Source organism: Vibrio crassostreae 9ZC13 (assembly GCF_000272045.2).
Lineage (GTDB): Bacteria > Pseudomonadota > Gammaproteobacteria > Enterobacterales > Vibrionaceae > Vibrio > Vibrio crassostreae_C.
Map to the genome: position 1 here is coordinate 1,170,666 of NZ_AJYZ02000019.1, position 11,641 is coordinate 1,182,306.

General features: G+C 45.4%; 11 protein-coding genes. 4 read left to right on the forward strand and 7 right to left on the reverse strand.

The window, feature by feature from the left end; translation table 11 throughout:
• Nucleotides 1–6 precede the first annotated feature (6 nt).
• The 3 genes from A136_RS06395 to A136_RS06405 form a co-directional block, all read right to left on the reverse strand.
• Nucleotides 7–912, reverse strand: a complete 906-nt coding sequence (locus A136_RS06395; protein WP_017064930.1) for a LysR family transcriptional regulator — start codon at nt 910–912, stop codon at nt 7–9.
• Between the two features lie 95 nt (nt 913–1,007).
• Nucleotides 1,008–1,844 carry an SGNH/GDSL hydrolase family protein gene (locus A136_RS06400; RefSeq protein WP_017064931.1) on the reverse strand — a complete coding sequence of 279 codons (837 nt, stop codon included), beginning with the start codon at nt 1,842–1,844 and terminating at the stop codon, nt 1,008–1,010.
• Between the two features lie 87 nt (nt 1,845–1,931).
• Nucleotides 1,932–2,444, reverse strand: a complete 513-nt coding sequence (locus A136_RS06405; protein WP_017061674.1) for an RNA methyltransferase — start codon at nt 2,442–2,444, stop codon at nt 1,932–1,934.
• A gap of 275 nt (nt 2,445–2,719) precedes the next feature.
• Between A136_RS06405 and A136_RS06410 the strand changes: the two genes are divergently transcribed.
• On the forward strand, nt 2,720–4,381 hold the full coding sequence (locus tag A136_RS06410; protein ID WP_017064932.1) for a methyl-accepting chemotaxis protein: 1,662 nt from the start codon (nt 2,720–2,722) through the stop codon (nt 4,379–4,381).
• Nucleotides 4,382–4,495: 114 nt separating this feature from the next.
• On the opposite strand, the gene A136_RS06415 is transcribed toward A136_RS06410, so the two are convergent.
• On the reverse strand, nt 4,496–5,365 hold the full coding sequence (locus tag A136_RS06415; RefSeq protein ID WP_017064933.1) for a LysR family transcriptional regulator: 870 nt from the start codon (nt 5,363–5,365) through the stop codon (nt 4,496–4,498).
• A gap of 209 nt (nt 5,366–5,574) precedes the next feature.
• Between A136_RS06415 and A136_RS06420 the strand changes: the two genes are divergently transcribed.
• Nucleotides 5,575–5,922: a DUF3316 domain-containing protein gene (locus A136_RS06420; protein WP_017064934.1), complete on the forward strand. Its 348-nt coding sequence runs from the start codon at nt 5,575–5,577 to the stop codon at nt 5,920–5,922.
• A 174-nt stretch (nt 5,923–6,096) separates the two neighbouring features.
• Here the strand turns inward: A136_RS06420 and A136_RS06425 are convergent, their stop codons facing one another.
• A complete protein-coding gene (locus A136_RS06425; protein ID WP_029235268.1) occupies nt 6,097–7,734 on the reverse strand; it encodes a methyl-accepting chemotaxis protein in 1,638 nt (545 codons plus the stop codon).
• Between the two features lie 259 nt (nt 7,735–7,993).
• Here A136_RS06425 and A136_RS06430 point away from each other — a divergent pair, with 259 nt between their 5' ends.
• Nucleotides 7,994–8,419, forward strand: a complete 426-nt coding sequence (locus tag A136_RS06430) for a DUF3010 family protein (protein ID WP_017061669.1) — start codon at nt 7,994–7,996, stop codon at nt 8,417–8,419.
• Between the two features lie 103 nt (nt 8,420–8,522).
• On the opposite strand, the gene A136_RS06435 is transcribed toward A136_RS06430, so the two are convergent.
• Nucleotides 8,523–9,422 (reverse strand): DMT family transporter, encoded by a 900-nt coding sequence (locus A136_RS06435; protein WP_017061668.1) that lies wholly within the window; start codon nt 9,420–9,422, stop codon nt 8,523–8,525.
• Nucleotides 9,423–9,546: 124 nt separating this feature from the next.
• On the opposite strand from A136_RS06435, the gene A136_RS06440 reads away from it, so the two are divergent.
• Nucleotides 9,547–10,974 carry a PLP-dependent aminotransferase family protein gene (locus A136_RS06440; protein WP_017064936.1) on the forward strand — a complete coding sequence of 476 codons (1,428 nt, stop codon included), beginning with the start codon at nt 9,547–9,549 and terminating at the stop codon, nt 10,972–10,974.
• 114 nt (nt 10,975–11,088) lie between these two features.
• On the opposite strand, the gene A136_RS06445 is transcribed toward A136_RS06440, so the two are convergent.
• On the reverse strand, nt 11,089–11,637 hold the full coding sequence (locus A136_RS06445; protein ID WP_017061666.1) for a carboxymuconolactone decarboxylase family protein: 549 nt from the start codon (nt 11,635–11,637) through the stop codon (nt 11,089–11,091).
• Between the last annotated feature and the right edge of the window lie 4 nt (nt 11,638–11,641).

The window sequence follows — 11,641 nt, forward strand, 5'->3', positions numbered from 1 at the left end:
ATAACCTTAAGTTATAGGGTGAGTATGGATTTTCAATGAAGCGATAAATTGCTTAACGGAAATCGACTGAGGGGTGTGCTCTGCGCAAAGCATCGATACCGAAAATTGGATGTCTGGTTGAAGCGGCAACACACAGACCGCATCGTCATTTTGATATTGCTCTGCCGTCCACGGATCAACAATCGCAAACCCCGCTTGGTACTTGACCAGTTCCGCAGCGGCGCTATACCCACGTACAGATATCGGGTGGTGATAATGCTGCTCACGTGCAATAAGGCGTTGATGTAACAGGAGGCCTAATGGATCGCGGCTATCGAGCCCGATGATTGGCAGCGGATAATTGATCAGATCATCTAACGTTAATTCCGCGGGGAAATGATCAACCGTATTGGAAGGAACCAAAACCTTTAGTGATTCGGTTAATAGCGTTTCACTTAATATCGCAGGCGGTGCTTCATCGCCAAACGCGATAGCAATATCAAGCTCATGCTTTAATAACCCAGCACACAGCTCATCACGGTTTGCAGTCAGCAACTCAAAAGAGAGATCTTGCTTACTGCCATTTTGCTCGCGAGACATTTGGGCGATTACCGGAGTCAGTAATTTAGTCGCTAAAATCGGCGGCGCACCAATGCGTAAATGCTGATGGCCTTGCTTCACTTTGTTGGTCAGAGATCGAAATTGCCCCAATTGCTGATACACCTTTTCCGCTTCTGGCAGTAAGGTTTTTGCCTCAACCGTTGGCACCAACCGCCCTTTAACTCGTTCGAATAAGCCAAACCCAAGTTGTTGCTCCGTGTGCGCCAAAATACGGGTCACGTTTGGTTGCGACACATGCAAGCTGCGCGCGGCTCCAGATACGGTTCCGGTCTGCATAATGGCGTAAAAGACTTCCAATTGTCTTAGGTTCACATTGATGTCCTTATGGTTCGCGAAACAAATCTAGGGTTTGGCTTTTCTTGTATTAGCTAAGCTGTTTATCGGTCTAGCTAGCGTTTTGCGTGAGTCTATTTTAGTAGCTCAGCTATCGTAGGTTGAAGTATCTCAGCCCAAGTTTGATAAGCCTTCGCATTCAAATGCAGATCATCACACGAGTACTTGTTCGACAACAGCTTATTAGGCGACAATACTGAATTCACATCTAAGAACGCAATGCCTTGCTGTGTACAGTACTCGCTTAGCTTGCTATTGAGCCGTTCAACCGACGGATTTAAACCTTGCAGTTTAGAGCCAACATAAAGCGTTGATTGCACCAATATGCGAATCTCATTTTCTTGCCACACCTTAAGCATATCAATGTAGTTCTGGTAGATATGGTCGACATCATAACCCTGAGCTAAATCGTTTATCCCTGCCATAAAACACACCAGCTTTGGCTTCACATTCAACGTGGTATCAATACGGCGCAACATGCCAGTTGTGGTGTCACCCGCTAAGCCACGGTTGACCATCGAAACATCGCGAAAGATATCCGCCCACGGGGCCCATTCGGTGATCGAATCACCAAACATGACTAGGTCTGCACTTGGGGAAAAATGGCGATGGTTATCTGATGTCATGATGTAACGACTCATACTGTGGCCTCGTTGCTGAATCTCAGACTGAAGAGCGACTGCCTTGAGGATCTCGCTATCTGGCGTGGCGCTATCAAATTGAGCTAGCAATCCTTCGATATGAGGCTTAAAAGGGCTAAGACGAGTACTCAGTTGATGATGTTCTTTAAGGGAAGATAACCTCTCTAGTAATGCATACAAAGAGCGGTTTTGACCAACTTCTTGGAATAACTGATAGAGATCGAGGACAGAGTGTTGCTGTAGCGCGGCAAGTAATTGCTTGTCTTCCATGGTGTTATCTAACCCTTCAATTATCTGATGATGAACTCAAGATAATATCCGATTGCGTACGGGATAGATAACACTAGAAGCAGAGAATTACTTTTCTTTGATTAGCAGATGGTTACGGTTATCACGGCTTTTCTTAATCAGTTCGTTGCTCTCATCCATTTCATCAGATTTAGCAAGACGATCGTAAAGCAGCACATTCACTGTCGCTGCCAAGTTCATGCAGCCAACTGTTGGTACGTACACAACATGATCGGCTCTGTCGGCGACATCTTGAGAAATAGAGCCGTCTTCAGGGCCAAAGATATAAATGGCATTTTCTGGGTGTTTAAAACGCGGTAGTGGTGTTGCACCTTCTGCGAGTTCTACGCAAACGATCTTAGTTTCTGGATCAAGATTGTCTAAAAACGACTCAACACCAGTCAACGGGATAGTACGCGCAGCACTCTTAGTATCGGTGTGGAATTTTGCGGCTTTTTCGTAGCGTTGCCCTGTGTATTTAACTTCGTCGACTTGGTAACAACCAGCCGCACGCATAACAGCACCAACGTTTGTCGGGCTCTTTGGGTTAGTTAAACCAATAGTCACATGGCTTTTGTTCATGAATCTTTCTCACTTAACGAATAGACATAGCAGGGTGCTACAAAGCGTCGCATTCTAACAAAGCAGCGTCGAATTCAAAAGCATCGATACAAACTCACTTTTTCGCGCTTAAGCCTCTAGTTGCAAGGCTTCTCACCCCAAAAACCTAACCGTCATCATATTTATAAAACAAAAACACTCTAGGATAACAATTAAACAACAAGCCCATTTACATTTTGAAACCACATTAATAATGTGTTGAAAATTGCATGAGACAATCACACAGGAAGCGTGACATGACCCTAACCATCAAAAACCGCCTTTATATTCTCTCTTTTATTCCACTGCTACTGATGGCAATTGGGATGATGAGCGTGACGTATATGAAGAGCACCGAGCTAACCGCACAACAAGTAGAATCGACGCGTAGCAATATGATGGCGATGAAAGAAAAGGAACTTAAAGCGTATCTGCAAATGGCTCAATCTTCTATTAGCCCGTTCTTGGAAAGAGGTGCAACATTAGAAGAAGCCTTACCGACATTAAGAACTCTCGAATATGGCGAGTCTGGCTACATCTTTGGCTACGACTCTAAAGGCGTTCGAGTAGTTGTTGGGCAAAATAACGATGGCATTGGTAAAAACTACTACGACCTGCAAGACAAAAAAGGCAACTACCTGATTCGTGACTTGATCAAGAACTCAAAGCTTGGTGAGTTCACCACCTACTACTTTCCAAAACTTGGTCAATCAGAAGCTCTACCGAAACTGAGCTACTCGATATTCGTTCCCCAGTGGGACTTGATGCTAGGCACAGGTTTCTATACTGACGACATCGATGCTGTAATCGCAGAGATGAAAGAGAGCTCGAATGTCGCGTTACAAAGCTCATTGACGGCGATCGCTATATTCTGTGGTTTGATTGCCCTAGTAGTTGCTGCGTTTGCCGTTGCCGTCAACCGCACAATCATGCGACCACTCGAGCAGTTTGATCGTTCAATCAGCGCATTCGCGAGTGGCGAAGCCGATTTAACCGCTCGAATGGAAACATTTAAAGCGCCTGAGTTCACTAAGCTCAGCGAGAACTTCAACGCCTTCGTGGCAAGCCTTCAAACCATCATTCGCAGCGTAAGCGATGTCGGTCAGCAAGTCGTAGCCGAGACATCTAGCATGTCTTCTCGCGCTGCGCAGGTCGACGAGATTGCTACTGGGCAACGTGAAGAGACTGAACAAGTTGCAACGGCGATGACTGAAATGACCACAACGGCGCAAGAGATCTCGAGCAACGCTAGCCAAGCGGCGGATTCCGCTAAACTTGCAGAGGGCAATGCCAAAGAAGCGCAACAGATAGTAAACGCCGCTGCAGATTCGGTGGCAGGCCTAGCGAGCGAAGTATCAGAAGCCAACACTGTCGTGTCTCGTTTAGAAGGTGATGTGCAGAATATCTCCTCTTCGTTGGCGGTCATCCAAGACATTGCCGAGCAAACTAACCTACTCGCGTTGAATGCCGCGATTGAAGCTGCACGTGCAGGCGAACAAGGTCGTGGGTTTGCTGTGGTTGCCGATGAGGTTCGTAAACTGGCAAGCCGTACTCAAGAAAGCACTGGCGACATTCACAAGATGATTGAGCAACTTAAAGCTGCCTCAGATGCTGCTGTGAAAGCGATGGATTCAAGTCAAAACCGAAGTGCGCAAACCGTGGAAGAAGCGAATGCCGCAGCCAAAGCACTGGCGAAGATCCAAGCGTCGATTGATACCATCATGGACATGAACTCGCTTATTGCGACAGCCACTGAACAGCAAAATATTGTAGGACAAGAAATATCTCAACGCATCGTGGTGATTTCTGACCAAAGCTCACAATCGGCAGAACTCGCGAATCAAAACCGTACAGGTAGCCAAAACCTCAACAGTCGTGCAAATGAGCTGTATCACTTGGTGGATCGCTTCACCGTCTAATACATTTTCGGTCTAGTAAGCCGTAATCAAACGATAATTAATCCTAAAACACGCCGGGCTTCAGAATCTCTATTCTGAAGCCCGTTTTTATCGGTGGAGGTTTTAAGCCATACACTAATCCAATTGCTCAGAAAGGAAGTCCACCAGCAGGCGAACCTTTGAAGATAAGTTGCGGTTCTGAGGATAAAGCGCCCAGATCCCTTCTTTGTCATCTCGATAATCGGAGAGCACCTCAACCAACTCACCAGAATCAAGGTCTTCACTCACATAGTATTCAGGCAACTGCACCAAGCCAATGCTCTGCTTAGCTGCGTCTAACAAGGCTAAACCACTGTTGCACTTAATGCGTCCGTTAACACGAACTGAGCGAGGGCGTCTATTTTCTTTGAAACGCCAATGTTCAAATCCACCGACTAAACATTGGTGATTATTTAATTCTGATAATGTATGCGGCTCGCCATAACGTTCAATATATTCAGGGCTTGCACATACATAAAGTTGGCGTTGAGACAGCCTCTTTGCCACAAGGCTTGAATCTTCCAAGCGGCCAAGACGAATCGCAACATCAACACCCGAATCGATAAGATCGAGCTTTTGATTGGTCAGCATCAGCTCAAGCTCTACTTGCGGGTGAAGCTTTAAGAATTGATGCAGTATTGGGGCGAGTTGGCGCTCACCATAAGTCACAGGCGCGGTGACTTTCAGTAAGCCTTTGGGTGTGGATTGCATCTGCGTGACCGCAAGCTCAGCAATTTCTAAACCTTCGACCAACAACTTACATTGTTGGTAATAGAGTTGCCCAGCCTCTGTAAGAGACACCTTTCGAGTCGTTCGATTGAGCAGTTTCACTGCGAGTCGTTCTTCGAGGTTTGCTACTCTACGACTGATTTGAGCCACCGACGTAGCGAGCTTCTGCGCCGCACCAGTAAAGCTTTCACGCTCTGCCACTGCAACAAACTCACTTACCCCTTCCCAATTGGCCATGCCTTTACCTTATGCTGAACTTTGGTTACCCATACAGTGTATTGAAGTTAGATATCAGTGTCACCTTGCTTGATATGCGCTGTGCATTAATCTTCGGCACCTATAGTCATTCCCTTACAGAACCATATTTTTGTCCTAACATTAACCTCATCCCCTATTGCTAGGGTGAGAATCTCTAAAACACTGGTACAACAAAGTAAGGTAATCCTATGAAAAAATTAATCATACTTGCATCAACTCTTGTACTCAGCACCACTGCGTTTGCAGCAACTAAAACAACAATTCAAGAAACAACGCTAAAATCTGACACATATGCTAGTGAAGTCGAAGCATACGATGCAGGCACCAACCTTATGGATGAGTTACGCGCAAAAACACCTTTTGAGCTTTCAAGAGAACTGCCACAGTTCCAACAGACAACCAAATACGATTCGTTCAAGATTGATGATGCAAATATGGAAGTGAAAAAGATCACTAACATGAACGGCGACATCCACTACCAAGCGAACGTAAAAGTGGACTACCGTTACACATACAAAGACGGTCTTAGCAGCTAACACTGAGTGATTGATCAGGTCTAACAACTGATCACCTAGTCAAAAGACTGATCACCTAGTCAAAAAGAAAGCCCGCACTCATAGAGTGCGGGCTTTTTGTCGTTCACCGCTGATTAATGGGACTCAATACGAGCAACCATTATCAGCTCATATTCGTCTGTCTAATTTTGAAAATTACACTTCAAACTGAGACACAAGGCTATCTAGCGCTTCACACTGTTCAGCCAATGCCATACATGCATTTTCTGCGCTGCTTGCCATCTCAACCATTTGCATGGTGCTTTCAGCGATGCGTTGAACATTCTTATTCACTTCTTCAGACACTTGAGACTGTTGCGAATCCGCCGTAGCAATTTGTGTGTTCATGTCATTCATCTTGCCAATTGAGTTACGAATCTCACTCAATGAAGATGCTGCAGTTCCTGCTTGAACAATGGTTTTCTCGCCACTCACTTTGCTTTCAGTCATCACACCAACCGCGTGTTTAGCACCCACTTCTAAGCGTTCAATCATTGATTGGATTTCGCCAGTGCTGTCTTGAGTTTTACTCGCAAGCGCTCGAACTTCATCAGCCACAACCGCAAAGCCACGGCCTTGTTCACCCGCTCGTGCCGCTTCAATAGCCGCATTCAAAGCAAGTAGGTTGGTTTGTTCTGCAATACCTTTGATCACGCCAAGGATTGAGGCGATGTTCTTCACGTCTATATCTAGTTCTTGAACCACACCACCCGCGTTCTCGATATCTTGCGCAAGGCGTTCAATCGAAGTAACAGTTAAGCCAAGCGTAGTATCGGCCGATTCCACTTCATGGTTTGCAACGTTACTTGCGGTTGCCGCATCTAATGCGTTACCACTCACCACTTCACTGGTTGCTTGCATTTCATGAACTGCAGCCGCGACCACTTCACTTTCTCGCTGTTGATTAGACGAGAATTCAGCAACACTTTGCGTGAGTGATTTGATGTTTTCCATCTCGCCACGTACTACGTTCGATGTGAGAATAACTTGCTCCACGGTGACATGGATCTTGCCAACAAACTGGTTGAAAGCAGAACTCAAACGAGCGATCTCGTCATTACCTTCGACCTTCATACGTTGAGACAAGTTACCGTCGCCCGATGCGATCTCATTCATCGCTTTCTCTACGTTCTGGATTGGCTGAACGATAAAGCGATTCGATAACCACATAGCAAAAAGCGCGGCAAAAACAGCAACTGCCATACCCACTTCAATGATCAACTTGCTTGATTCAATAGAGTCATCGGCTTGCTGGCGAAGCTCTTTCTGTTTCAATTCGATCAGAGTTCGGATATCGCGCAATTGAGTACGAATGATCGCAAACTCTGCGTCAAGCGCTGGTGAGTAATCAATATTGTATTGGTCTGCGTTTGCCGGATCAGCGAACATTGGCTCGTGCAGTGCCACCCACTTGCTCATCGCGTTAACAAGCTTTGATAACTCGCCACGTGAAGATGGATCCAACACGCCCGCTTGATACAAGGTTTCGACACTTTCAAAACGAGGAACCGCTTTGTAAGCGTTGTCTTTAAATTCAAATTTTTGGTACTCAATCGCCGCTTGGTCTTTCGAGAGTAATAGACCTTGAGCAGAAGCGATAACTTGATAAATGTCACGATACCCATCTTCCAAATTGTCTAACACGGGCTGAACCACATTATTGAGCTCATTATTAATCGCAGCTTGAGCATTTGATCTGATAACGTTGAGCACAGTAACGGTAGAAAAAACAATCACAATCACCAACAGCGGGATCGCGATTTTACTCTTAATCGAAAGATTATTGATATTCATTGGGATTAATAACCACACTTCAAATAGGGATGCGCGCGCAATATACAGCACACATATAAAATCCCGCTAAGCTTTTGTGAGCTTCATCTCATAGAAAACGATACCGTAAATTCGTGTGATGTTTTTTCAATCAAAGGTTAACTTTCGGCGACTAAAATACTCTCTGATTTAGACTTATTTGCTGCTGATACGCGCAAATACTGGAGAAGTGTTAGAAATAACACCATAATGTAGGGCTCTAAAATAAGTAGGTAAGAACATGAAAATTTGTGGTGTTGAAATCAAAGGTAACGATGCAGTCATCTGTCTTCTTTCTCTGTCAGACGGCGTATTTAACATTCCTGATTGCCGAGTTTCTAAGGTTGCGATTAGCGACGCAAACGACACACAGAATATGAAAGACTTTCAATTCTCTTTTGCAAAGTTAATGGAAGATTACCAAGTAGAAAAAGTTGTAATTCGCCAACGTCAGACTAAAGGCAAATTTGCTGGCGGTGGTTTCGGCTTCAAACTTGAAGCAGCAATTCAGCTAATCGACGGCCTAGATGTAACCGTTGTGTCTCCAGCTGAAATCAAAGAAAGCCTTAAGCGCAACCCTCTTATGATGAAGTTCAAAGAGACCGGCCTTAAGCAATACCAAGAAGCACCGTTTACAACGGCTTACGCTTGTTTGATGAAACGCTAATCAAAAGTCGCTAGCCAATATTTTATATAGAAAGAGCCTGAATATTCAGGCTCTTTTTTGTTTCTAGTCATCGATTTTTAGTAGGATGAGTTTGGTATACAAACTACCGCTCTAACACTGTTCGCCTACGAGCCTTAATTAACTCAGGCTTTTTCACCACCAAATAAACCGCCGCAGCAGACAAGGCAAAGCCCATCGCGCCATACATGTCGAACGACTCACCGAAAATAAGCCACGCTTGGATTGCTGTCGTCGGTGGCACCAAGTAAAAGACCGAAGCCACACTTGAAGATGCACCGTGCTCTACCATGTAAAGCAACAATAGGATGGCAACACAAGACAGAACGACCACCAGCCAAATTAGAGTCAACGTGAATTCTATCGTCCAGTTTACTTGCATAGTTTCGTAACGCATTGCGAACGGCAGAAACAACGCGGCAGAAGCCAAATATTGCACCATCGCACCGCCGACCATATCTGTCCCCTGACAGAAGCGCTTCTGATACAAAGTGCCGCAGGTAATACCCACCAAAGAAACCAAACACAATAACGTTGCCAAGCCTTTTTGGTCGTCTGACTGCCATTCAATATTGCCCATCAACACCAAACTAATACCCGCAAAACCAAGCGCTAACCCCAACCACTGTGCAAAATTAAAACGCTGCGAAGTACAGCTGATCATAATCAATGCGGTAAGAATCGGTTGTAAGCCAACAAGTAGAGAACTCAACCCGGCGGGCATACCTATATCAATCGCCAGATAGGTGCCACCAAGGTAGAAACCATGAATCAAGATGCCAACCACACTTGCGTGGAAGAATGCTCGACCACGAGGAATACGACGCTTAATGATTGCAATCAAAACCAAGAACAGCGCCACGTTGGCTACCATCCTCAATGAAAGTAATGTTGCGGGTTCGGCATATTCAACACCAAGACGTGCGCCGACAAAACCTGACGACCACAATATTACAAACACAAACGGAATCATTTTAATCAGCATTACAAACCTCTGGTCAACTCTTCATCAATGCTGTTACCTTAGTTGGGTACAGATAACTAATAAAGATACAGATATAACACTTTAAATGGTTACAGATTGAGAGTGTGCAACGAGGGAGAAACACGTGGAAGCAGAACTCAGCGGCAATAAATACCTTGCTACCGAACAACATATTAAGGCTCAGATCGATAAAGGACTTTTTCATCCAGACGATCGCCTTCCCTCGATCCGCCAGTTAAGCGAACAGCTTGGCGTAAGCAAAAATACCGTGATTCGCGCCTATCAAGAACTGGAAGCCACAGGCTGGGTTTATTCAGTACCTAAATCTGGCTATCGCGTAAAGACACCGAACACCACCTGCTGGGATACACCAAGCCAACCTCAAAAAGTGGACCTCTTATCTGTCACCAAATCGGTACTCTCTCGCCCGAAAGGCCGCCTGAAACTGTTGGCAGGTTCTGCGCACCCGAACATAAACAACCCTGCGATTCGTAGCTTGTATGCCGAGATTGGTCGCCACAGTCGATTACAAACTCAATTGCCTGGGTATTACCAATTACCTCCCGGCGACGAGCAATTAGTAAAGCAATTGTTAAAGATCACCCATGATCTAGGCGTACCTGCGGGATCCAAAGAGATTGCGATTACTCATGGTGCTCAACAGGCGATCAGTTTGGCACTACGTGCGCTCACCAAACCGGGTGACATCGTGGCAGTCGAGTCACCTTGTTACTTCGGTAATTTATTGTTGCTCGAATCACTTGGCTTGCAAGCTTTAGAAATCCCGAGCAGTGTTAGCCATGGCATTGACATTCCATCACTGCAGAGCGCGTTGGACAAATGGGAAGTAAAAACCTTACTGCTAACGCCAAACTTTACTAACCCAACCGGCTCAAGAATGCCATTGGCGAATCGAAAAGCATTACTGGAGATCACCGGATCTTTACCAATTATCGAAGACGATGTGTTCGGTAGCTTGGCGTTCGATACACCAATCGCTAGCCTCAAAGAGCTTGATGACCAAGATAGAGTCATCTACGTCAACTCACTGTCTAAAACCTTAGACTCACGCTTGCGAATCGGTTGGTTATTGTCGGGGCGCTACCAACCTTTAGTCGAAAAGTACCTTTTATGCGACAACATGGGCAGCTCAAACCTGATGCAATCCGCGGTAGGGCAATTCCTCACTACCGGTAAATATCGCAGCCACTTATCCAAAATGAAACGGCTCTACCAAACCAACCAAAAGCAATTCCAAAGCCTGTTAATACAAGCACTAGATAGCCACCCACACCTTGTCGGGCAATACCACCTATCAAAACCGGAAGGCTCTTTTTTAAACTGGATAACACTGCCTGAATCGGTCGATAGCTACGCGGTCTATCAAGACTGTTTAAAGCATAAGTTGGGGATTTTACCCGGAACAGTATTTGGCACCAACGACCAATATAAACACTGCTTGCGCTTTACTGTTGCCAACATTGAAGAGAGCAAAGAGTGGAAAGAAGGGGTTGTGACACTAGCGAAGATAATCGCTAAGCACGTGCGTTAGGTTACCTTTCTAATTACCATTTAGACCAAAACAACAAAGCCCCATTCAACTGAGTGGGGCTTTCATCATTATCATATCTTGAGTTGCTTAAATACGATGGTTAGTTAAATACGATTACCCTTGCCAAGCGAACTGTTCAAAAACTTTGTCGACTGGCGTTTTAGCAACGTGGTTTACGTAATTACTGATCACTTTCTGAGACAGGCCAAGAATCACTTCTAGCACTTGTTGCTGACCGTAGCCCGCTTCGAAAAATGCTGCCATTTCACTTTCAGGCACATTGCCGCGGTTACGTACCATGCTCAGCGTAAAATCATGCAGGGCTTGCAGCTTTTCAGTGGGTAAAGCTGTGCGATTACGCAGTGCTTCGGTGATTGCAGGATCAACCTTCATTGAATGTGCAATGCCAGTGTGTGCAGGAACGCAGTAGTGGCATTCGTGTTCAACGTTGATGGTTTGCCAAACAACCGTTAGCTCTTCAGCATCGAAAGATGAGTCACTAAACGCCTGATGAAGCTGAGTGTAAGCCTTAAGTGTGTTTGGAGATTCAGCCAACACACCAAACAAGCCCGGCACTCTGCCCATCTGCTTTTTAGCGCCCTCAAGAATAGGTTGGCTTTGCTCTGGCGCGGATTCTACTGAGTGAATTTTGAAGTTGCTCATTGCT

What these genes read in the sequence shown, in the direction of transcription:
- A136_RS06425 (WP_029235268.1), bottom strand. Translation starts at nt 7,734, where the DNA reads ATGAATATCAATAATCTTTCGATTAAGAGTAAAATCGCGATCCCGCTG.
- A136_RS06415 (WP_017064933.1), bottom strand. Translation starts at nt 5,365, where the DNA reads ATGGCCAATTGGGAAGGGGTAAGTGAGTTTGTTGCAGTGGCAGAGCGT.
- A136_RS06400 (WP_017064931.1), bottom strand. Translation starts at nt 1,844, where the DNA reads ATGGAAGACAAGCAATTACTTGCCGCGCTACAGCAACACTCTGTCCTC.
- A136_RS06420 (WP_017064934.1), top strand. Translation starts at nt 5,575, where the DNA reads ATGAAAAAATTAATCATACTTGCATCAACTCTTGTACTCAGCACCACT.
- A136_RS06405 (WP_017061674.1), bottom strand. Translation starts at nt 2,444, where the DNA reads ATGAACAAAAGCCATGTGACTATTGGTTTAACTAACCCAAAGAGCCCG.
- A136_RS06430 (WP_017061669.1), top strand. Translation starts at nt 7,994, where the DNA reads ATGAAAATTTGTGGTGTTGAAATCAAAGGTAACGATGCAGTCATCTGT.
- A136_RS06410 (WP_017064932.1), top strand. Translation starts at nt 2,720, where the DNA reads ATGACCCTAACCATCAAAAACCGCCTTTATATTCTCTCTTTTATTCCA.
- A136_RS06435 (WP_017061668.1), bottom strand. Translation starts at nt 9,422, where the DNA reads ATGCTGATTAAAATGATTCCGTTTGTGTTTGTAATATTGTGGTCGTCA.
- A136_RS06445 (WP_017061666.1), bottom strand. Translation starts at nt 11,637, where the DNA reads ATGAGCAACTTCAAAATTCACTCAGTAGAATCCGCGCCAGAGCAAAGC.